The sequence below is a fragment of the Priestia sp. TGN 0903 genome, assembly GCF_050846855.1.
GTDB lineage: Bacteria > Bacillota > Bacilli > Bacillales > Bacillaceae_H > Priestia > Priestia zanthoxyli.
In genome coordinates this window covers 51751-74630 of sequence record NZ_JBOZGL010000002.1, presented here as the reverse complement: position 1 = coordinate 74630, position 22880 = coordinate 51751, and the positions used below count along the sequence as shown (strand labels likewise).

Genomic DNA, 22880 nt, shown 5'->3' with positions numbered 1-22880 from the left:
TGCTATACTTTTCTATAGGACAATTTTCAATTACTTAAGGATGTGAGCACTGTGTCATTTGATGGTATTTTTACATATGGCATTTTACAAGAATTATCTGAGACCTTGGTTTCAGGACGAATTTCAAAAATATATCAGCCGTTTCCAAACGAGTTGATTTTACAAGTACGCGCTAAAGGTGAAAACCGCAAACTTTTAATCTCAGCTCACCCTAACTATTCACGCGTTCATTTTACAAATGAGCCCTATGAAAATCCATCTGAGCCTCCTATGTTTTGTATGCTTCTTCGCAAGCATTTAGAAGGAAGCATTATTGAACAAGTGTATCAGCTTGGATTAGACCGCATTTTAGTCATTGAAACAAAAGGACGAAATGAAATTGGCGACGTGACGTACAAGCAGCTTATTATTGAAATCATGGGAAGACATAGTAATGTTGTACTTGTAGATAAAGAAAAACAAACGATTATCGACAGTATTAAGCATGTTCCAATGGCCTTGAACAGGCATCGTACGCTTCTACCCGGAGCTCCTTACGTACTGCCTCCTAGCCAAGATAAGCTTCATCCATTTGAAGCGGACGAGGAAACCGTGGTTAAAAAAATTGATTTTAATAGCGGAAAGCTAGCCAGTCAGCTAGTGCAGACCTTCTCAGGGCTTTCTCCTTTAATTGCAAATGAAGTAGTGTTTCGCTCTGGCTTAGCGAATCGTTCTACCCTTCCAAAATCATTCGTCGAAACCATGACGCTGATCAAAGAAGGTCAGTTTACACCGACTCTGACAACCGTTAATCAAAAAGACTATTTTTATTTACTCGAATTAACGCATTTAGAGGGTACGAAAAAAACGTATGCAACTATCAGCGAGCTTCTTGACCGCTATTACTACGGGAAAGCAGAGCGAGATCGTGTAAAGCAGCAAGCGCATGATTTAGTACAGTTTATTTCCACCGAGAAAAAGAAAAATGAGAAAAAAATAAAAAAACTTGAGCAAACGCTACAAAATGCAGAAAAAGCATCTGATTATCAGCTAGCCGGTGAACTCCTTACGGCAAATTTACACCTTGTCAAAAAAGGAGATGCGAAAGTGGATGTTATTAATTATTACGATGAAAATAGCGGTACACTTACGATTTCATTAGATCCGCAAAAATCACCGTCTCAAAATGCTCAAAGCTATTTTACAAAGTATCAAAAAGCGAAAAATTCCGTTTCGATTGTAATCGAACAGATTGAAAAAGCAAACGAAGAAGTACAGTATTTTGAATCACTTATTCAGCAAATGGATACTGCTACTCACAAAGACATTGCCGAGATTCGCGAAGAGCTTGTGGAAGAAGGATATTTGCGCAACCGTCAGCAAAAGCAAGCAAAAAAACAAAAAAACACCACGCCTACACTTGAACAATACGTTTCAAGCGACGGCACGACGATTTTAGTTGGAAAAAACAATAAGCAAAATGAGTATTTAACAAATCGCCTTGCTGCTCGTGATGACGTTTGGTTTCATACGAAAGATATACCGGGTTCTCACGTTGTTATCCGCAGCCAAGAGCCTTCAGAAGAAACAATTTTAGAAGCGGCTCACCTTGCTGCTTACTTTAGTAAAGCCAAGAATTCAAGTTCGGTACCAGTGGACTATACAAAAATTCGCCACGTAAAAAAACCAAGCGGTGCTAAACCTGGTTTTGTGACGTACGATAATCAGCAAACGGTGTACGTAACGCCTAGCGAAGAACTTGTACTGAAGCTGCGCCAGTCATAACAAAAACCCCCTTTCTATATAGGGGGTTTTTAGTTTAGTTCATCCATGAAGGATCTGAAGGATTTTCACGCCATTTAAATAGCTTTTCCATCGCTTCTTCTTCAATGTATCCCGCTTCGTTTGCCGCCTCTACTAGCGTAGAGTAGTCTGTTAAAGAATAAACTTGAAGTTCTTTTTCTTTAAACAGCTGACGCGCTTTTTCCAGCTCATATGTAAAGATAGAAACAACTCCCAGTACTTCACAACCCTGCGCTTTTAATGCATCGACTGCGGTAAATACACTTCCGCCAGTTGAAATCAAATCTTCAATCACAACTACTTTTTGACCTTTTGTTACTTTTCCTTCAATTTGATTTCCTTGTCCATGTTCTTTTGCTTTGCTTCGCACATAGCACATTGGAAGCTCTAGCGCTTCACTTACCCATGCTGCATGAGGAATACCAGCTGTAGCTGTACCAGCAATCACTTCTGCATTGGCAAAATACGTTTTAATTAAATGCTGCAGACCTTTTGCAATTTCTTTTCGCACTTTTGGGTAGCTAAGCGTTAGACGGTTGTCACAATAAATAGGCGACTTAATTCCAGAGGCCCACGTAAACGGATCGTTCGGTTGAAGGCTTACTGCCTCAATATCAATTAATTGTTTTGCAATTTCTTTTCGTAGTTTTGTCATCGCGTAATACGCTCCCCTTTCCACTGCTGTAACATCTCATAATATGCTTTAAGCGGGTCTTTTGCTTTAGTAATAGAACGGCCAACCACAATGGCACTTGAGCCATATTCTCTCGCTAGCTGAGGCGTTGCTACGCGGACTTGGTCATCTACTGAATCTGCCCCCATACGAATACCCGGCGTTACGGTCAAAAAGTCCTCTCCTGCTGCTTTTCGAATCGAAGGCACTTCATGAGTAGAACATACAACGCCGTCTAGTCCGCTTTTTTTAGCAAGCGCTGCATAATGCGTAACCACTTCTTGCATCGAGTGCGTAATCAGCTGCTGCTCTTTTAGCATTTCATCCGATGTACTTGTTAGCTGAGTAACCGCAATACAATCCGGACGTTTTTTGCCAGCAGCGGTTCCTAAGTCAAGTCCTTCAACGGCTGCTTGCATCATATTCGTTCCGCCGGCTGCGTGAACGTTAACCAAATCCACTTCAAGAGAAGCCAAAGACTTCATTCCTTGCTTTACCGTATTGGGAATATCATGAAGCTTTAAGTCTAAGAAAATCTGGTGGTTTTGCTCTTTTAATGCAGAAATAATGGATAGCCCTTCTTTATAAAACAGTTCCATGCCTACTTTCACAAATAATGATTCTTGTTGAAAAGGCATTAAAAACTGCTGTACATCTTTAATTGATGAAAAATCAAGAGCAATGATTAACGGTTGCTTCACGCTTTTTCCAGCTCCTTCCGATACATTCTGAAACATGCTCGTATCCTAATGATGTTAATAGCCTTGGCAGTTCGTCAATGATGGTTGGGCATACATACGGATCGACAAAGTTTGCTGTACCAACCGCTACGGCACTTGCACCTGCATATAAAAATTCAAGTGCATCTTCAGCAGTCGTCACTCCGCCCATACCGATAATTGGAATGTTTACTTTTTGGCTCACTTCATACACCATTCGAATCGCTACCGGTTTAATTGAAGGTCCTGACAGTCCGCCTGTGCCGTTCGCTAAAACCGGCTGAGCTGTTTTCAAATCCAGACGCATCCCGAGAAGCGTATTGATCATCGTTAAGCCATCCGCGCCAGCTTCTTCAACAGCCATTGCCATGTCTACAATATTGGATACGTTTGGTGATAGTTTAACATAAACTGGAACATTTGAAACATCTTTTACCGCTTTTGTTAAACGAGCAGCGATGACAGGATCTACGCCAAACGCAATTCCGCCTTCCTTTACGTTAGGACATGAAATATTCAATTCAAGTGCTTTCACATTTGATACGGTTGAAATTTCTTTTGCCACGTGCACATATTCTTCAATTGAAGCACCGGCTACGTTCGCGATAATCGGCACATCATATTGCTGAAGCCAAACGAGCTCTTCATTCATTACTTTTTCTAGCCCAGGATTTTGTAATCCAATCGCATTTAACATTCCTGCAGATGTTTCCGCTACGCGAGGAGTTGGATTGCCAAAACGAGTTTCAGCAGTAGTCGCTTTAATCATAATGGCTCCAAGTGCATCAAGTGAATAAAATTGAGCATACTCACGCCCAAATCCAAAGCAGCCGGATGCTGGCATAATTGGATTTTTCAAATCTAACCCTGGCAATGTCGTTTTTAGCATACTCATAGAAGCACCTCCCCTGCTTGAAAGACGGGACCGTCGCTGCAGATTTTTTTATACGCCGTAGAATCTTCACTTTCCCTGCATACACATGCAAAGCAAGCGCCGATTCCACAGCCCATTCTTTCTTCTAAAGAAATGTAAAGCGGCTTGTTTGTATAATTATTTTCTAGTGCTTTTAACATCGGAGTTGGACCGCATGAAAACATAACGTCATATGAAAACTGATGCTCGTCAATCACCGTTGTGACAAAACCTTTTGTTCCGTAAGAGCCGTCTACCGTTGCAATATATGTTTCTCCTAAAGCTAAAAACTCTCGTTCATAAAATACGTCTGCTTTTGATTGAAAACCCAGGACGTGGATAACCTGCACGCCTTTTTCACGAAGTCTTTTTGAAAGCTCATAGAGCGGAGGCACTCCAATGCCTCCCCCTACTAATAAAGCCGTTTGACCTGACTCTATTGCATCTAATGGAAAACCGTGGCCAAGGGGACCTAGCACGTCAATCGACTGTCCGGCTTGTTTTTCGGCCAGCAGCGATGTTCCCGCCCCTTCTGCACGGTAAATCATCGTAAATTGTTCGTGCGTTTGATCAATTTCTGCAATACTGATTGGTCTGCGAAGCAGTGGCAAATAGTCGTTGTTGACGCGGATATGCACAAACTGCCCCGGCTCATTCATGAAACGAACAAGCTCGCCTTGAAGGGTTAATTCATATACATTGTGTGTTAACGGTCGCTGACTGACGACTTGCATCATTTCATGTTTGATCATACGGTTGTCACCTCTTTGGTTGGACGAACTTTTTTCATTGGCGTTGTATGGAAGCTGATCGTTTCAAGCACTCGTAAAATCGCTTCTGCTGTATCAAGTGATGTTAAGCAAGGTACGCCATTTTCAACTGCTTCACGGCGAATTTTAAATCCGTCACGCGCAGGCTGTTTTCCTTTTGTTAGCGTGTTGATGACCAGCTGGGCTTCACCTTTTCGTATCACATCTAAAAGATTGTGATCTTCATGATGAATTTTATTTACTATTTTTACGCGAATGTCTTCTTTTGTAAACGTTGAAGCTGTTCCTTCCGTTGCAATCACTTGATAGCCAATATTAGCAAAGCGCTTTGCTAACGCTGTTGCCTCTTCTTTATCTTTATCCGCTACTGTCATAAGTACTGAACCGTACGGCTTAATGGACATACCTGACGCAATTAGTCCTTTATATAATGCTTTTTCGTACGTTGAATCTTGCCCCATTACTTCTCCAGTAGATTTCATTTCAGGTCCAAGCGTAATATCTACGCGGCGCAGCTTTGCAAATGAGAAGACCGGCACTTTTACGTAGACGCCTTCTTCTTCAGGGTGCATGCCTGATTCATAGCCAAGATCTTTTAAACTTGTTCCTAAAATTACTTTTGTTGCCACATTCGCCATCGGAATACGCGTGATTTTACTTAAGAACGGCACCGTACGGCTTGAACGAGGATTTACTTCAAGAACAAACACTTCTCCTTTTGATAAGACGAACTGAATGTTAAGCAGTCCAATAATGTTTAAGCCTTTTGCAATTCGTGTTGTGTAATCAATGATCGTATCTTTTACGTCCTGTGACAGAGTTTGCGGTGGGTATACAGCGATGGAGTCGCCTGAGTGGACACCCGCGCGCTCTACATGCTCCATGATTCCTGGAATAACCACTGTTTCACCGTCTGAAATGGCATCGACTTCAATTTCTTTTCCTGTTAAGTAGCGGTCGATTAATACAGGATGATCAGCGTGTACTTTTACCGCGTGTTTCATATAATGAAGCAGCTCTTCTTCTTTGTACACAATTTCCATCGCGCGTCCGCCCAGTACGTATGAAGGACGTACAAGCACCGGATAACCAATTTCTTTTGCCACAACCACTGCTTCTTCAACTGAAGTAACCGTCTTTCCAAGCGGCTGAGGTACTTCTAAACGCGCTAGCGTCGCTTCGAATTTTTTACGGTCTTCCGCTGCATCTAAGCTTTCAAGCGACGTACCTAAGATCTTGACCCCTCTTGCTTCTAGCTCATCCGCTAAGTTGATTGCTGTTTGACCACCGAACTGTACAACCACACCTTCTGGTTTTTCTAAATCGATGATATGCATCACATCTTCAATCGTCAGCGGCTCGAAGTATAATTTATCTGAAATACTGAAGTCAGTTGACACTGTTTCTGGATTGTTATTGACAATAATCGCTTCGTATCCAGCTTCTTTAATCGCCCACACCGAGTGAACCGTTGCATAGTCAAACTCAATTCCTTGCCCGATGCGGATCGGACCTGACCCTAACACTACAACGCTTTTACGATCTGTAACAATCGATTCATTTTCATCTTCAAACGTACCGTAGAAATATGGTGTTGTAGATTCAAATTCTGCTGCACATGTATCTACCGTTTTGTATACTGGCATCACGCCGTTTTGTTTGCGGAAGTCGTATACTTCACGCTCTGTTTGATTCCATAGCTTAGCAATCGTGCAGTCTGCAAATCCCATTTCTTTTGCTTCCTGTAAAACTTCTACATTATGAATCTCTTCTTTTAACACATTTTCAAAAGCAATCACTTTTTCAAGTTTTACTAAGAAGAAAAGATCGATTTTGCTCCACTCGTGAATTTGCTGAATTGTTACGCCGCGGCGAATGGCTTCTGCGACGTAGAATAATCGCTCATCGCCAGCTTTGCGAATACGTTTTTCAATAATGGCATCATCAAATTCATGCGCATCTTTTAACTCTAAGTGATGAACGTTTGACTCAAGTGAGCGTACGGCTTTTAAAATTGACTCTTCGAACGTGCGGCCAATTGCCATTACTTCCCCTGTTGCCTTCATCTGTGTACCTAGTTTACGGTTAGCTGATTCAAATTTATCAAACGGCCAGCGTGGAATTTTAGATACGATGTAATCTAGTGCAGGTTCGAAACATGCGTATGTCTTCCCAGTTACCGGGTTCATCATTTCATCTAATGTTAACCCTACCGCAATTTTTGCGGCTAATTTTGCAATTGGATACCCTGTTGCTTTTGATGCTAAGGCCGACGAACGGCTTACACGAGGGTTTACTTCAATTACATAATACTGGAAGCTTTCTGGGTCTAGTGCTAGCTGAACGTTACATCCGCCTTCGATTTTAAGCGCTCGGATAATTGTTAGTGACGCATTTCTAAGCAGCTGATACTCACGGTCGCTTAGCGTTTGGCTTGGTGCTACAACAATTGAATCTCCCGTATGAATACCGACCGGGTCAAAGTTTTCCATATTACATACTACAATCGCATTATCGTTTGCATCGCGCATTACTTCATATTCAATTTCTTTAAAGCCTGCAATGCTTTTCTCAAGTAAGCACTGTGTTACAGGACTGTGTTTTAACCCACTTGTTACAATTTCAATCAGCTCTTGCTCGTTGTTACAAATTCCGCCTCCCGTACCGCCAAGCGTATAAGCAGGACGCACGATTACCGGATAGTTTACTTGTTCAACAAACGCATACGCTTCGTCTAGTGAATGAATGATTTCACTTGCTGGGACAGGCTGATTTAGTTCATTCATTAATGAACGGAACTGCTCACGGTCTTCAGCTTGTTCAATCGCTGATAATTTTGTCCCGAGAATTTCTACGTTAAATTCTTCTAAAATGCCCGTTTCGTGTAATTCTACCGCTAAGTTCAGTCCCGTTTGACCGCCAAGCGTTGGAAGCAGTGCATCCGGGCGTTCTTTACGAATAATTGAGCTTACAAATTCAACCGTTAGAGGTTCAATATATACTTTGTCTGCCATTTCTGAATCTGTCATGATTGTTGCAGGATTGGAGTTCACAAGAATAACTTTGTATCCTTCTTCTTTTAACGCAATACATGCTTGCGCTCCTGCATAGTCAAACTCTGCCGCCTGTCCAATGACGATTGGTCCTGATCCGATTACGAGAATTGTGTTAATATCTTGACGTTTTGGCATTAGCAATTACCTACTTTCTGATTGTTTTTCATAAGATCCATAAATTCGTTGAACAATCCGTTTGCATCTTCAGGTCCCGGTGATGCTTCAGGGTGATACTGAACCGTAAATGCCGGATATTCTTTATGCTTTACTCCTTCAACTGTTCCATCGTTAAGCGCAACGTGCGTCACTTCTAATGGCGTGTTGACAAGAGATGGCTCACACACTGTATAGCCGTGGTTTTGAGATGTAAGAGCTACTTTATTGGTTTTTAGATCCTTTACAGGATGGTTGGATCCACGATGACCAAATTTCATTTTTTCTGTATCTGCTCCGCATGCTAGGGCAAACAGCTGATGTCCTAAACAAATTCCGAAAAGCGGAACCTTCCCTAAAACCCCTTGAATCATCTCGATTGCTTCCGGTACGTCTTTTGGGTCTCCAGGTCCGTTGCTTAACATGATGCCATCTGGATTTAATTGAAGAATTTCTTGCGCAGTTACGTTATAAGGAACCACAATCACGTCGCATTGACGAGCTGTTAATTCACGTAAAATTCCGTGTTTCATTCCAAAGTCAACGAGTACCACTTTTTTACCTCTGCCTGGGCTTGGGTAAGGCTTCACCGTTGATACTTTTTTAACTGAATCAGTCGGAAGTTCATGATTTTGAAGCTGTGCTACCACTTCTTCTACATTGACTTCCATGCTGCACACGCGTCCGCGAAGCGCACCGTGCTGACGAATTTTTCGCGTTAATTTTCGCGTGTCGATTCCAGCTAATCCTGGAATATCTTTTTGTTTTAAAAATTCATCTACTGATAGTTCGCTTCTGAAGTTTGAAGGAGCATCACAAATTTCTTTTACAATCAAACCGTGTACAGCTGGTTCAATCGACTCAAAGTCATCGCGGTTAATACCGTAGTTTCCGATTAAAGGATATGTTAATGTCACAATTTGTGCACAGTATGATGGATCAGATAGAATTTCTTGATATCCTGTCATTCCCGTGTTGAAAACAACTTCTCCTGTCATTTCTTTGTCGCTGCCGAATCCTTTTCCGATAAATACTGTTCCATCTTCTAAAATTAGTTGACGTTGCATGCTTTAACATCCTCCCATACTCGTTTACCTTCTACTAATGTCATTACCGGCCAACCTTTGCATACCCAGTTAGCAAACGGCGTGTTTTTACCTTTGGATACAAATTCTTCTGGATTAATTGCTTTTTCTGTTTCAAGATCAATGATGGTTAAATCCGCTGTTTTTCCCACTTCAATCGTGCCATAAGGAAGATTGAATGTTTCAGCCGGCTTGTTTGTTAAATACGATACTAGCTGCTCTAGCGTCATTACTTCTTTTAATACCAAGTTTGTATAAAGAAGCGGGAAAGCTGTTTCAAGTCCCACAATTCCAAACGGCGCAAGCTCCATGCCTTCTGCTTTTTCGTCCGCTGTGTGCGGTGCGTGATCAGTGGCGATAAAATCAAGCGTTCCGTCTAATAAAGCTTCAATCAATGCCTGTTGATCATCTTTTCCTCGAAGCGGCGGATTCATTTTGAAATTCGAATCAAGTCCCGGGATATCTTCTTCATTTAGTAACAGATGATGAGGCGTTACTTCTGCAGTTACGCGAATGCCTGCTTTTTTCGCATCACGAATGGCGCGAATGGATTCTTTTGTACTTACGTGACACACATGGTAGTGACAGTTTGCTGCTTCAGCAAGCAGGACATCTCGTGCAATTTGAACGGCTTCGCAGATAGATGGGATACCGTTTAGTCCATGTTCTTTTGCAAATTTCCCGTCGTGTACGCAGCCTTTGTTAATTAAATCATTATCTTCACAGTGTGCAACGATTGCTTTGTTTAATGAAGCGGCTTTTTTCATCGCTTCTAGCATCATTCCTGTTGACTGAACCCCTACTCCATCATCTGTAAAAGCAAATGCTCCCGCTTCTTTTAAGCCTTCAAAGTCCGTTAATTCTTTTCCCAATTGACGAGTAGTAATCGATGCGTACGGTAATACGCGCACATGTGCTGTTTCTTCAATGCGCTTGTTTACCCACTCCATTTGTTCAACAGTATCAGGCACTGGACGCGTGTTCGGCATTGCAGCAATTGCTGTAAAACCGCCCTTTGCAGCTGCTAGAGTACCTGTTTCAATTGTTTCTTTCTTTTCTCCCCCTGGCTCACGCAAGTGAACGTGGACATCGATTAAACCCGGTGATAAGAAGTTCCCGCCTGCATCAATGACTTCTTCATTCTGTACGTCAATGTGTGAAGCTATTTCAGCAATTACACCATTTTCAATTTTCAGTTCGACTTTTTCAATTTTTCCTTCATTTAACCATGTAGCATTTTTGATAATTGTTGTCATTATTAAGTCCCCTTTCAATTGGTTGTAGCGCTCTTGCTAATACTGCCATGCGAATGTATACGCCATTTTGCATTTGTTTAAAAATTCTTGAGCGTTCACATTCAACGAGCTCATCTGCAATTTCGACTCCTCTGTTCACCGGAGCTGGATGAAGAATAATGCTATGTGATTTCATTTTCCGCTCTCGTTCAACGGTTAATCCGAAGCGGCTATGGTAGTTCTTTGCAAGCTCTGAAGTGTTCTCTTCATGCCTTTCAAATTGAATACGCAGTAGCATCACAACATCGACCGTTTCGATTGCTTCATCGATATCAAGATATGTACCGTGTCTGTTCTCTTCATCTTTCCATTCTTCAGGTCCCGCAAAATATACGGTCGCCCCTAGTTTTGTCAGCATTTCTGCATTCGATCTCGCTACGCGGCTATGTCGCAAATCTCCGACTATTGCGACTTTTAATCCTTTAAACGAGCCGAACTCTTGGCGAATTGTCAGTAGATCAAGCAGACACTGAGTTGGATGCTGACCGCATCCGTCTCCTGCATTAATGATGGGAATCGATACTTTTTCCTGCAGTGCTTCATAATAACGATCTTGCGGGTGGCGAATAACAACTGACTGAACACCGATTGAAGCTAATGTTTCAATCGTGTCATAAAGCGTTTCTCCTTTTTGGACGCTTGAAGTTGTTACTTCAAACGGAATTGTTGTTAATCCTAGCTGCTGTTCTGCCATTTCAAAGCTGCATCGAGTACGCGTGCTCGCTTCAAAAAATAAGTTGGCAACAAACATTTTCTCTTCCGGTTTCCATCCTTGTTTATTCGTTCGATAGTTTTCAGCGCTGTCTAAAATCTCTAGAATTTCATTTGTTTCTAGTGTTGAGACTGTCACTAAATGTTTCATATCGATTCCCTCCATTTTTGCTTTCCTCGCATTTCTTTATAAAAAACACCCTTTCTAACTTAGAAAGGGTGTAAGAAAACAAGCTTCGTCTATAACGCGCTTTTCACACACCCTTAGAAACCTCTCTGGATTTCAATTAAAAGGCGTTCTATGAAATTTTTCGTGCTGACGTTTGTTGAACGTTTTCTGCTTCTTTTATCTTCTCTTTCGGCAGAACTAGATTCAGCAGAACTCCCATGATAGCAGACAGTGCCATGCTATCAATCTTTACATGTTCTGAGATATCTAAGTGTGCTCCTCCGATTCCTAACACTAAGATAATCGAAGCAATCATTAAGTTTCGTTTTGATCCAAGATCTACCTTTGCATCCACCATCATGCGCAAGCCTGATGAAGCAATGATTCCGAATAAGAGAATTGAAATCCCACCCATGACCGGCGTTGGTATACTTGAAATAAGAGCGTTGATTTTGCCGACAAACCCGAACAAAATCGCGAAGACTGCTGCTCCTGCTATTACAAATACGCTAAGCACCTTTGTGATGGCTAACACTCCGATGTTCTCACCATATGTTGTGTTTGGAGGTCCGCCGATCAGCGCAGCAATCATAGTGGCTACTCCGTCTCCTAAAATCGATCTGTGCAGCCCTGGCTTTTCAATATAGTTTCGATCCACAATCTTATTTAAAACAAGAATGTGTCCAATATGTTCTGAAAGTGTTACGACTGCTACAGGTACCATGATAAGCACAATCCCTAATGAAATGGACGGCGTGTATGTGACGAATGGCACGTAGAAGTGAGGTATTTCAATCCACTCTGCTTTCATTACCTTTGAAAAGTCTACCAATCCTTGTGTATAAGCGAAGATGTATCCGCCGATAATTCCCATCAGTACCGGAATCAGGCTGATAATGTTTTTAAAGAAGATTGAGCAAGCAACTGTTATCGCTAGTGTCACAAGCGCAACCATCAGGTAAGTTAAGCTGTAATTTCCTTTTGCATCGTTCATCGCCATGCCTACTGCTGTATTAGCTAATCCTAAGCCTATAACCATAATAACTGGTCCTACTACAACCGGAGGAAGCAGCTTCATAATCCAATTAATTCCTGTTCCTTTTATAATCAAAGCAACGATTCCATACACAAGTCCGGCTAAGAAACAGCCAACCATCGTTTCTTCAGGTCCAAACGAAGCTTTTGCGAAAATGATTGGCGTGATGAACGCGAACGATGAACCAAGGTAAGAAGGAATTTGACCTCTTGTAATGAGCAGGAAAGCAAGCGTTCCTACCCCGCTTGAAATCAAAGCAATTGCCGGGCTGAATCCGACTAGGAACGGCACTAGCACCGTCGATCCAAACATTGCAAACAAATGCTGCAGACTCAATGTTAACCAATTTACTGCTTTTGGTTTATCATGTATATCAAGTACAAAATCTCGTTGTTGACTCATATGTTTTTCCTCCTATCACTATAAAAAAACCTCTTTACGCAGAGGCAAAGAGGTTTTCAGCATACAAGGAAGACGCTATACCGCAGTATAGTTTTCCTTGTATAGTGACCCCCCTTTTGCAGCCTCACGGGACTACTATTTAAAAGGGTATATAATTTATTTTTCGTAAATAGACACGTGGTCTTTTTCGTCTACTTCCATCAAATGCACCGCAATTTTTTCACTTTTAGCTGTCGGTACGTTTTTACCAACATAGTCTGCTCGAATCGGCAGCTCGCGGTGTCCTCTATCCACTAAAACAGCCAGCTGAATGAGTTCCGGTCGACCGATATCAATTAGTGCATCAAGTGCTGCTCGAACCGTACGGCCCGTATATAACACATCGTCTACTAAGATGACGTTCTTATTTGCAATATCTGTCGGAATATCTGATCCTTTTACGAGAGGTTCGTCATTGCTTGTCACTTTCGATAAATCATCTCGGTAAAGCGTGATGTCTAGTTCTCCGACTGGCAATGTATTTCCTTCAATTTGTGCAATTCGTTCTGCTAAACGTTTTGCGATATAAATACCTCGCGTTTTAATCCCCACTAGCACACAATTTTCGATTCCTTTATTCTTTTCAATAATCTCATGTGCAATTCGAGTTAAAGCGCGGCGGATAGCCTGTTCGTCAAGTACGGTAGCTTTTACGTTCACTGTTTTTCACCTCAAGTTGTTGACATAAAAAAATCCTCTTGCCTTGAGGCAAGAGGATTTGGTTTTAGACATATTTCTTCAAAAAGGCTATAAGCATGCCTTTTCTGCACCGTTTCCTTCTCAGCCTCTCTGGACTGTTCTTAAAGGTTCTTATTAAGTTAATACAAGTATGCCATCACTTATGGCAGTTGTCAACTTCTTTTTTCAATAAGCTCTAGCATCTCATTAAACTCTTTTGGAGCCGGTGCTTCAAATTCCATATACTCATTTGTACGAGGGTGAATAAAGCCTAATACACCTGCATGAAGCGCTTGTCCGTCAATCGGAAGCGTTTTTTTCGGTCCGTACTTCGGATCTCCAGCAAGCGGAAAGCCAATATACTTCATATGAACGCGAATTTGGTGTGTTCGCCCCGTTTCTAGCTTACATTCGACTAGTGAAAAATCTTTAAAACGCTGCAATACAGTAAAGTGCGTCACTGCATCACGACTATTTTCATCAGTCACCGTCATGCTTTGACGATCTTGCTTATCTCGGCCGATTGGCGCATCAATTGTACCGTGATCGTGCGCAATTACTCCGTGAACGATAGCTTTATAGCGACGCGTCACTGTTTTAGCTACAAGCTGACTAACTAGTGATTCATGAGCTAAATCATTTTTTGCAACCATAAGTAAACCTGACGTATCTTTATCAATTCGATGAACGATACCAGGGCGCATAACGCCGTTAATACCGGATAAATCTTTACAGTGAGCCATTAAGCCGTTTACAAGCGTGCCGCTATGATGACCTGGAGCTGGATGTACAACCATGCCGCGAGGTTTATTTACAACAAGCACATCTTGATCTTCATAATAAATATCTAAATCCATTTCTTCCGCTACCACATCAAGCTCCTCTAGTTCCGGCACTTCAATAATAATAGCGTCTCCTGTTTTACATTTATAGTTTCCTTTAACGGTTTTATCATTCACTTTTGCATGACCTTCTTTAATCCACTGCTGCACTTGTGAACGTGACCATTCTGCATTTACAGTCGAAAGTACTTTATCAATACGTTCTCCCGCTTGTTCTTCATTTATAACTGTTTCAATTACATTCATTCTTTGTGCTCCTTCTTCATTTTCCCTTCAAACAGCGTCATAATAAACATGATGATTACTCCGACGACAAGTGCCGAATCAGCTACGTTAAAAATCGGAAAATCATACGTAAAGATGTATGTATTTACGAAATCAACTACTTCTTTACGGACCACTCGATCAATAAAGTTTCCAATGGCGCCGCCTAACATTAATGCTAGCGCAATACCGAACCATTTATCTTGTTTTTTGAGCTTTTGAATATAAATTATTAAACCGACTACCACAACCACCGTAATGAGATAAAAGAACCACATCTGTCCTTGTAGAATACCCCACGCGGCTCCTCTGTTACGATGAGAGGTAATGTAAAGAAAGTTTTCAATTACGGTAATGCTTTGTCCATAATACATTTCTTTTACAATCATCCATTTTGTTACCTGATCAATAAGTATAACAGCTAAAGCGATAAGATAATAAAACACAAACGTTTTCCTCCCGCAATAAAATCAAACGAATCCATACTAAAGCATTTTAGCACATAATTCATTTTTTTTCTCGCTTCTCACCAGAAAACAAATAAATCTTCGTTTGTGCGGGCCGTCGGCATTACTTTTAATTTATGAATAGACATCACTTCGCCAGTTAGTTCATCAATTCCAAACGCACCAACGTCAAGCTTTGCTAGCGCGTGTTCTACATCTTTTAAATCGGCTTTAATCATTTCTATTACGTAACGTTCCTTTTCATCTATATAACCAGATTGTTCTGTAGCATATCTCAATAGGCGATCTTGTAATTCTTCTTTGATAAGAGCTAATTCCTGTCCAATGGAAAGATAATTTTCATACATGCAAACGCCTCCTGTGCTGATAAGATGAAGTATTAATGATGTTAGGTTTACCGAGTTTTCCATCGAATCTACAACACAAGTTTTTCCTAAGGCTTTGAATGCTTTATACCATTGTATTTGGGAATTTCGTACAGCAAAAAACACGCCCAAAAAGGACGTGCTTTTGTTCATTACTGCTGAACGTAGTGATTTTTCACAACATCCGCACAGCGTGTACATAAAGTTGGGTGATCTTGATCTTCGCCAACTGTTGGTGATACTACCCAGCAGCGCTCACACTTCTCACCTTCTGCTTTACTTACAAAAATTGAAGCATAGCTGAATTTTTGTGCTTCAGCAGGCGCTTCACCTTCTGCTACTTCAAGATCTGAAACGATGAAGAGTTGACCTACATTTTCAGAAATAGAGGCTAACAGCTCTTTCGTATCTGCTGTTGGATACAGCGTTAATTTTGCTTCTAAAGACTTACCGATTACTTTTTCATTACGAGCTTGTTCTAGCGCTTTTAAGACTTCATCGCGAAGCTCCATGAACGCATCCCATTTCTCTACTAATTGATCTGCTCCTTCAATTTCTTGAACCTCTGGCATATCAACTAGCTGCGCGCTTTCTTCCGTTACGTTCGGAATGTGAACCCATACTTCGTCTGCTGTATGAGAAAGAATTGGAGACACTAATTTCGTTAACGATAATAACGTTTCATAAAGAACCGTTTGAATGCTGCGACGCTCTACATTATTTTCTGCTTCAATGTACAATACATCTTTTGCAAAGTCTAAGTAGAATGAACTCATATCAATTGTACAGAAATTATGCACTGCGTGATAAATGCTTGAGAATTCATATGAATCATAAGATTTTTTCACTTTATCAATTAATTTGTTCAGCTTCACAAGCATGTAGCGGTCTACTTCACGAAGGTCTTCAACGGCTACAGCGTCAGTTGTTGGATTAAAGTCCGCTAGGTTTCCTAGTAAGAAACGGAACGTGTTGCGGATTTTACGATATACTTCTGCTACTTGTTTTAAAATGTTATCAGATACACGAACATCCGCTTGGTAATCTACAGAAGCTACCCATAGACGTAAAATATCCGCACCTAGTTGTTTCATTACTTTTTCTGGAATTACAACATTCCCTAATGACTTACTCATTTTGCGACCTTCACCGTCTAAAGCAAATCCGTGGCTAAGTACGCCTTTATAAGGTGCTTCACCTGTTACAGCTACACTTGTAGAAAGACTTGAATTAAACCAGCCGCGGTATTGGTCAGAACCTTCTAAATACAAATCAGCCGGACGCTGTAAGTCTTCACGCTCTTCAAGAACAGCTTGATGTGAAGAACCAGAGTCAAACCATACGTCCATGATGTCTGTTTCTTTTGTGAAACGGCCATTTGGGCTTCCTTCATGAGTAAAGCCTTCTGGAAGCAAGTCTTTTGCTTCACGCTCAAACCATACGTTTGATCCATGTTCTCTAAATAGATTTGATACGTGCTCAATTGTCTCGTCCGTAATGATTGGCTCATCATTTTCAGCATAAAATACTGGAATCGGAACGCCCCATGCACGTTGACGAGAAATACACCAGTCTCCGCGGTCACGCACCATGTTATAAAGTCGCGTTTCACCCCAAGTAGGCACCCATTCTGTTTTTTCTACTGCTTTTAATAAATCTTCACGGAAATCTTTAATAGACGCAAACCACTGTGCTGTTGCACGGAAAATTGTTGGTTTCTTCGTACGCCAGTCATGTGGATATGAGTGGGTAATGAAACTTAATTTTAACAGCGCGCCTTCTTCTTCTAGTTTGTCGGTAATCGGCTTATTCGCTTTATCATAGAATAATCCTTCAAATCCTGGTGCTTCATTCGTCATATGACCCTTACTATCAACTGGACAAAGAACTTCCAAACCGTATTTTTGACCAACGATAAAGTCGTCTTCCCCGTGTCCCGGTGCTGTATGAACACAGCCAGTACCAGCATCAGTCGTTACGTGATCGCCAAGAACAACTAAAGAATCACGCTTGTAGATTGGATGTTCAGCTACCACGCGTTCAAGTTCTGAACCTTTTACTGTACGAAGTGTCTTATAGTCAGCCCATTCAATTTCTTTAGCAACTGTTTCAATAAGTTCAGTTGCTACTACATATTTTGCTCCATCTGCTTCAACCACGCTGTACTGAAGCTCGGGATTGACAGCAATCCCTTGGTTAGCTGGCATTGTCCATGGTGTTGTCGTCCAAATGATGAATTTTTCATCTTGTTCAAGCACGCCTTTACCATCTTTCACATTAAACGCTACGTAAATAGAAGCTGAACGCTTGTCATAGTATTCAATTTCCGCTTCTGCTAAAGCAGATTCACTTGAAGGAGACCAGTATACAGGTTTTAATCCTTTGTAGATATAGCCTTTTTTCGCCATATCGCCAAATACTTTGATTTGCTGCGCTTCGTACTGTGGCTGAAGCGTTACATATGGATTATCCCAATCTCCGCGTACGCCTAAACGCTTGAACTGCTCACGCTGGCCGTTTACTTGTTCCCAAGCATACTGTTCGCAAAGCTTACGGAATTCAGCTACTGTCATTTCTTTGCGGTTTACTTTTTTATTTTTTGTTAAAGCCGTTTCAATTGGCAAGCCGTGTGTATCCCAGCCTGGCACATAAGGTGCGCAGAAGCCTGACATCGACTTATAGCGAACGATAAAATCTTTTAAGATTTTATTTAAGGCATGTCCCATGTGAATATCGCCATTGGCATATGGAGGTCCATCATGCAGGACGAATAGCGGGCGGCCTTCCGTACGTTTTTGTACTTTTTCATAAATATTCATTTCAGCCCACTGTTCTTGCATTTTAGGCTCGCGGTTCGGTAAATTTCCACGCATCGGAAATTCAGTTTTTGGCATCAATAATGTATCTTTATATTCCATGTTTTACCCTCCAAAAAAAAACGTAAATTTCATATCTTTTTGCACCATAACAAAAAGACCTCCTCATCCCAAAAAGGGACGAGAAGGCCTCCCGCGGTACCACCCTAGTAGATTTGCTGCACGCAAATCCTCTTTGCATTCGTAACGTGAATAAACCGCCACTGCTTACTATCATCATTTCAGCAATGGTACTCTAGGGTGATTTTCACTCTTTTGTTTGTTATCGAGCTCGCACCATCCTCGATTCGCTTTGACAAACTAAAAAAGCTACTGTCCCTGTCTCCGTACTGTTTGATATGAAATTTCATCTGTTACCAAATTATATGACAACAAAACGTGAGAAGTCAAGATGATGTCTTGACTAGTCAATTTTTTCTTCTAGCGCTGGCATCTCATAATCCATCAACTGATCCCAGTCATCGCTGTTTAACATTTCAAGCTGTGCTTCAATTAACATTTTGAAACGGGTTCTAAATACTTTAGACTGCTTTTTCGTCTCCTCAATGTCCATCGCAATTTTACGAGACTTAGACAGTGCTTCATTAATAATACGGTCCGCATTTTTTTCTGCTTCTTTTATAATGAGCTTCGCTTCTTTTTCAGCGTTTCGCTTTACATCTTCCGCTGCTTCTTGAGCAATTAAAATTGATTTATTTAACGTTTCTTCGATGTTAGTAAAATGTCCAAGACGATCTGTTAATTCAGATACTCTTCCTTCTAACTCCTTTTTATCACGCATTACCAGCTCATAGTCTTTAATTACTTGGTCAAGAAACTCATTTACTTCATCTTCATCATATCCGCGAAATCCGCGATTAAACTCTTTGTTATGAATATCCAAAGGGGTTAAAGGCATCTAGGCCACCTCCGTGTTGTCTCATTACATCATTAGTAATGGTTTATTCGACATATTTTTAAAATTTCCTGCTAGTAGATTTCTTTATTTCTGCTTTCCTACAACAATTCGCCATTTTTCTTTTTTGGTTTTGCCTTCAAGTGAAACGATACGACTTCTGCCGTGGCCACGAAGCGACAAAATATCACCTTCATGACATTCAAAAGAAGGCTGTTCAATGACTTTAAAATTTACTTTTACCGCTCCATTTGCAATAAACGGCTGGACTTTTTGTCTTGATAAATTGTGAATGGTCGACAGCAAAACATCAAGCCTCATTGAAGAAACTGTATAAACGTGTTCAATCAGCTCTTCTTTTACCACATGCAGCTGCTCTCTTTGAATAGAAGAAAGTGAAACTTTGGCTTTTCCAATTGATGTTAAATTCATCTCAATATAAGAAGAAATTTCCTCTGCGGCTACAAGCTGAATATCGTCTCCCGCGACCAAAATATCGCCAAATTTTGAACGGCGCAGTCCTAAGGACATCGCCGAACCAAGAACTTGAGGATGTTCAATCGTCACAAACTTTTTAGGATAATTCAATTCGTACATATGCAACTGAAAATCTTCGCTTTCAGGCACATAGTAATCCGGATATAGCAGCGCACGCTTGCGTTCAGCAAACGGTTGTCCACCATCAAATGAAACTTGAACCTCTCCTTCAGTCCCGACAATAGCCGTCACAATCTGCTGCTCTCTTGGATCTAAAAAGTCCGTTAATTTTGGGCTGTATTGATGTAGGACATCTTCTTTCCACTGAAGAACTTGATCAATAAACCCATGTTCTTCTTGCCTAAAATGTTCATAAATAGACATATTATTACTCCTACTATTGGTATGTAAAAAAGGAATCCAGCGATTCCTTTTTTAAATAAACCCCATCACATTATTAAGTGAATACACGCCTCTTTCCGCAAATCGTAGTAAAAAGATTGCAACAAGAGGTGAAATATCAATCATGCCAATAGGCGGAATGATTTTACGAAAAGGCTCTAAGTAAGGTTCACAAATGCTGCCAAGCAGCTGACCAAACTTAGATGCTCTTACATCGGGTACCCAAGACATCAAAATGTAAATAATCAGTGCCCATGAGTAAAGCCCAATTAATTTTGCGAGAATCCCAAAAACGATGTCCAAAAACTACCACCTCTTTACGTTTGTTGTATCGTGTTCTCCCATCATATCTGAAATGCTTCCGCTTACGTCTACATTATCAGGTGTACATAAAAAGATGTCGGTTCCAATTTTTTGAATGTCCCCGCCTAAAGCATAAACTGTACCACTTAAAAAGTCGACAATTCTCACTGCTTGATCTCGTTGAATGCGCTGTAAATTAACAACTACGACTTTACGATTTTTTAAATGATCCGTAATTTCTTGTGCTTCGGCATAGACGCGAGGTTCGCAAAGCATCATTTTTGATGATTTTTGAACGCTTTGTAAGCTAATCACGTTTTGCTGCTGATTCGGCTGCTGACTAGCTTTCACTGGTCTCGACTGCTGTACAGGCTCTTCTACCGACTCTTCTTGTTCGTAATGTTCTTCTACATATTCAGTATCGTCATCAAGAGCAAAAAAACTTCTAAAGCGATTTTTCATACTCATCTTGAATTACACCTCCTTAACGTTCATTCCCAACTAGCGTGGTTCCTAGTCGAATGAATGTTGCTCCTTCTTCAATTGCAATTGCATAATCGTTTGACATTCCCATTGATAGCTCCGTACAAGGTGCATACGGGAGGTTTAGTTCTTGTATACGATCCTGCAATTTCTTTAGACCTTCAAAACAGCTGCGAAGCAAGGACTCGTCATCTGTGTGAGGAGCCATGGTCATTAATCCAACTACTTGGATATTTGTAAATGTTTCAAGAGATTGAATAAATGGAATTACCTCTTCTACAGCAAGGCCATGCTTTGATTGTTCTTCGGCAACATTAACTTGTACAAAACATTTTATACGATGTCCTGCACGTTTATCAATTTCTTTTGCTAAAGATAATCGGTCTAGTGAATGAATATAGTCAACTTTATCAATCACATTTTTTACTTTTCTTGTTTGTAAGCTTCCGATAAAATGCCAGGTCGCTTTCTCACCGATTGATTCATACTTTTCTAGAAGACCTTCATCCCTGTTTTCTCCAAGATGTAAAATGCCTGCATCCACTGCTTCTGCTGCTCGTTTTGTGGAAACGTATTTTGTTACAGCAATCAGCTCTACATCTTCTCGATTTCGATTAACTTTTTTACATGCTTCAGCAATTGTTTGTTGAACTGCTTCTAGATTTTCACTTACGCTAGCTGTCACTATGTAATTACTCCTCCTTAAAGCCTATGAAGTTAAACATGCGTCCTGTTTTCCCTTGGTCGCGGCGATGTGAGAAGAACAGGTCATCTTCACAGCTTGTACAATACGACGATGTTAAAATTCGTTCCGGCAATACGCCTGCGTTTTGAATCAGCAGCTTATTGACTTTTTTTAAATTAAGCGCGTATTGTCCAGGGCTTACTTCTTGATATCCATTTTGGCCAACTACTTCGTTTACTTGTGTAATGACGCGGTTATCGACAACATAACAGCAATCTTCAATCGAAGGGCCAATCGCCACGTAAATATCTTCAACCGGAACATTTTCTTGCTCTACCCACAGCCGAATCATATTTCCTGCAATATCTTTTACTGTTCCCTTCCACCCAGCATGAGCAAGACCAACTAAATGGTGATCAGGCGCATAGAAGTACAGCGGAACACAATCTGCATAACATAAAGCTAACAAAATATCAGATTCATTTGTATAAATGCCATCCGCTGCTTTTATGCCCTCTTCATACTTGTAGAGTCCTTTTGCACAGTCGGCTTTTGTTACTTTTTGAACAGTTGCTTCATGTACTTGTTCAGCACATACAAAGCTTTCAAAAGACATGTCTAGTTCGGCTGCTAAAATTTTTCTATTTGTAATAACATCTTCTACGTTATCGTTTACGTGAAGCCCTAGGTTAAAAGAAGCAAATGGAGGTTTACTCACGCCACCATTTTTTGTGGTGAAACCAGCAACAAGCATATCATTCTTTTCTACCCAAGGGCTCAGCCACATAAACGACTCGTGATGGCTTTTTTTTAATGGCTCAGGATTCATGTATGTGACACATCCCTTGTTTCATTTGTTCTCACATATTGTACCACAGATTGCTAGGTGCTGTTGACAAAAAACTAATTCTCTTCAGGCTGAAATGCGTCTTTATAACGTACTAAAATGACATCGGAACCAATTTTCACAATATTTTTCCACGGAATCACAATTTCATCATCTTTGCCAAAGAAGCCCAATACACGAGAGCCTCCGATAATGACGGCCTGTATTTTTCCCGTTGTTAAGTCAATATCAATATCCCCTACATTTCCAAGTTTTTTGCCATCAGCTACATTCACTACATCTTTCAGCTGAAACTCTGAAATCTTTAACATGCTCTCTCCTCCTATAGCCAACTTTATTCCTTAGCCTATATATATTTTCAAATTTTCATTTCATGAAGGAAAAGCTTATTTTTTCTCTGCCATTCTCTTTCTATAAGCATTTTGTTCACTAATTACACAGTTTTTCATCAAGAGACATTCTCAACAAGCAGCGAGAAGTCCTCATAGCAATA

22 protein-coding genes and 1 other annotated feature are annotated in these 22880 nt (G+C 40.8%); of the genes, 1 reads left to right on the top strand and 21 read right to left on the bottom strand.

Annotated elements, in window-relative coordinates; translation table 11 throughout:
• Window positions 1–51 precede the first annotated feature (51 nt).
• Window positions 52–1764 carry an Rqc2 family fibronectin-binding protein gene (locus ACRPLY_RS06795; RefSeq protein ID WP_176343453.1) on the top strand — a complete coding sequence of 571 codons (1713 nt, stop codon included), beginning with the start codon at window positions 52–54 and terminating at the stop codon, window positions 1762–1764.
• A 34-nt stretch (window positions 1765–1798) separates the two neighbouring features.
• On the opposite strand, the gene pyrE is transcribed toward ACRPLY_RS06795, so the two are convergent.
• From pyrE to ACRPLY_RS06690, 21 genes are all read right to left on the bottom strand, one after another.
• On the bottom strand, window positions 1799–2437 hold the full coding sequence (pyrE, locus tag ACRPLY_RS06790; protein WP_029715075.1) for an orotate phosphoribosyltransferase: 639 nt from the start codon (window positions 2435–2437) through the stop codon (window positions 1799–1801).
• Window positions 2434–3156: an orotidine-5'-phosphate decarboxylase gene (gene pyrF, locus ACRPLY_RS06785; protein ID WP_325077482.1), complete on the bottom strand. Its 723-nt coding sequence runs from the start codon at window positions 3154–3156 to the stop codon at window positions 2434–2436. The genes pyrE and pyrF overlap by 4 nt, the downstream gene beginning before the upstream one ends.
• Window positions 3128–4069, bottom strand: coding sequence for a dihydroorotate dehydrogenase (locus ACRPLY_RS06780; RefSeq protein ID WP_013058933.1), 942 nt, complete (start codon window positions 4067–4069; stop codon window positions 3128–3130). The genes pyrF and ACRPLY_RS06780 overlap by 29 nt, the downstream gene beginning before the upstream one ends.
• Window positions 4066–4839 carry a dihydroorotate dehydrogenase electron transfer subunit gene (locus ACRPLY_RS06775; RefSeq protein WP_034265289.1) on the bottom strand — a complete coding sequence of 258 codons (774 nt, stop codon included), beginning with the start codon at window positions 4837–4839 and terminating at the stop codon, window positions 4066–4068. The genes ACRPLY_RS06780 and ACRPLY_RS06775 overlap by 4 nt, the downstream gene beginning before the upstream one ends.
• Window positions 4836–8048 carry a carbamoyl-phosphate synthase large subunit gene (gene carB, locus ACRPLY_RS06770; RefSeq protein ID WP_014458390.1) on the bottom strand — a complete coding sequence of 1071 codons (3213 nt, stop codon included), beginning with the start codon at window positions 8046–8048 and terminating at the stop codon, window positions 4836–4838. The genes ACRPLY_RS06775 and carB overlap by 4 nt, the downstream gene beginning before the upstream one ends.
• Complete coding sequence (locus ACRPLY_RS06765) at window positions 8048–9133, bottom strand: carbamoyl phosphate synthase small subunit (protein WP_028411464.1); 1086 nt, start codon at window positions 9131–9133, stop codon at window positions 8048–8050. The genes carB and ACRPLY_RS06765 overlap by 1 nt, the downstream gene beginning before the upstream one ends.
• Window positions 9118–10407 carry a dihydroorotase gene (locus tag ACRPLY_RS06760; RefSeq protein WP_045290205.1) on the bottom strand — a complete coding sequence of 430 codons (1290 nt, stop codon included), beginning with the start codon at window positions 10405–10407 and terminating at the stop codon, window positions 9118–9120. Before ACRPLY_RS06760 ends, ACRPLY_RS06765 begins: the two co-directional genes overlap by 16 nt.
• Complete coding sequence (locus ACRPLY_RS06755; protein WP_028411466.1) at window positions 10370–11308, bottom strand: aspartate carbamoyltransferase catalytic subunit; 939 nt, start codon at window positions 11306–11308, stop codon at window positions 10370–10372. The genes ACRPLY_RS06760 and ACRPLY_RS06755 overlap by 38 nt, the downstream gene beginning before the upstream one ends.
• Before the next feature lie 148 nt (window positions 11309–11456).
• Window positions 11457–12764 carry a uracil-xanthine permease family protein gene (locus tag ACRPLY_RS06750; protein ID WP_325077481.1) on the bottom strand — a complete coding sequence of 436 codons (1308 nt, stop codon included), beginning with the start codon at window positions 12762–12764 and terminating at the stop codon, window positions 11457–11459.
• 156 nt (window positions 12765–12920) lie between these two features.
• Window positions 12921–13463 (bottom strand): bifunctional pyr operon transcriptional regulator/uracil phosphoribosyltransferase PyrR, encoded by a 543-nt coding sequence (gene pyrR / locus ACRPLY_RS06745; protein ID WP_013058940.1) that lies wholly within the window; start codon window positions 13461–13463, stop codon window positions 12921–12923.
• A gap of 191 nt (window positions 13464–13654) precedes the next feature.
• Entirely contained in the window at window positions 13655–14569 is a 915-nt protein-coding gene (locus ACRPLY_RS06740) for an RluA family pseudouridine synthase (protein ID WP_013058941.1), read from the bottom strand.
• Entirely contained in the window at window positions 14566–15033 is a 468-nt protein-coding gene (lspA, locus tag ACRPLY_RS06735; RefSeq protein ID WP_013084844.1) for a signal peptidase II, read from the bottom strand. The genes ACRPLY_RS06740 and lspA overlap by 4 nt, the downstream gene beginning before the upstream one ends.
• Window positions 15034–15113: 80 nt before the next feature.
• Complete coding sequence (locus tag ACRPLY_RS06730) at window positions 15114–15401, bottom strand: conjugal transfer protein TraR (RefSeq protein ID WP_028411468.1); 288 nt, start codon at window positions 15399–15401, stop codon at window positions 15114–15116.
• 170 nt (window positions 15402–15571) lie between these two features.
• Entirely contained in the window at window positions 15572–18337 is a 2766-nt protein-coding gene (ileS, locus tag ACRPLY_RS06725; RefSeq protein WP_432231692.1) for an isoleucine--tRNA ligase, read from the bottom strand.
• Between the two features lie 71 nt (window positions 18338–18408).
• Window positions 18409–18629 (bottom strand) — a binding site (T-box leader).
• A 69-nt stretch (window positions 18630–18698) separates the two neighbouring features.
• Window positions 18699–19193 (bottom strand): DivIVA domain-containing protein, encoded by a 495-nt coding sequence (locus tag ACRPLY_RS06720; RefSeq protein ID WP_013058945.1) that lies wholly within the window; start codon window positions 19191–19193, stop codon window positions 18699–18701.
• An 84-nt stretch (window positions 19194–19277) separates the two neighbouring features.
• Window positions 19278–20051: an RNA-binding protein gene (locus ACRPLY_RS06715; RefSeq protein ID WP_013058946.1), complete on the bottom strand. Its 774-nt coding sequence runs from the start codon at window positions 20049–20051 to the stop codon at window positions 19278–19280.
• A 51-nt stretch (window positions 20052–20102) separates the two neighbouring features.
• Entirely contained in the window at window positions 20103–20372 is a 270-nt protein-coding gene (locus ACRPLY_RS06710) for a YggT family protein (RefSeq protein WP_028411469.1), read from the bottom strand.
• A gap of 3 nt (window positions 20373–20375) precedes the next feature.
• A complete protein-coding gene (locus ACRPLY_RS06705; protein WP_028411470.1) occupies window positions 20376–20840 on the bottom strand; it encodes a cell division protein SepF in 465 nt (154 codons plus the stop codon).
• 16 nt (window positions 20841–20856) lie between these two features.
• Complete coding sequence (locus ACRPLY_RS06700) at window positions 20857–21540, bottom strand: YggS family pyridoxal phosphate-dependent enzyme (RefSeq protein WP_432231691.1); 684 nt, start codon at window positions 21538–21540, stop codon at window positions 20857–20859.
• A 7-nt stretch (window positions 21541–21547) separates the two neighbouring features.
• Window positions 21548–22369, bottom strand: coding sequence for a peptidoglycan editing factor PgeF (gene pgeF / locus ACRPLY_RS06695; protein WP_154991816.1), 822 nt, complete (start codon window positions 22367–22369; stop codon window positions 21548–21550).
• A 74-nt stretch (window positions 22370–22443) separates the two neighbouring features.
• Complete coding sequence (locus ACRPLY_RS06690) at window positions 22444–22698, bottom strand: YlmC/YmxH family sporulation protein (RefSeq protein ID WP_013058951.1); 255 nt, start codon at window positions 22696–22698, stop codon at window positions 22444–22446.
• Between the last annotated feature and the right edge of the window lie 182 nt (window positions 22699–22880).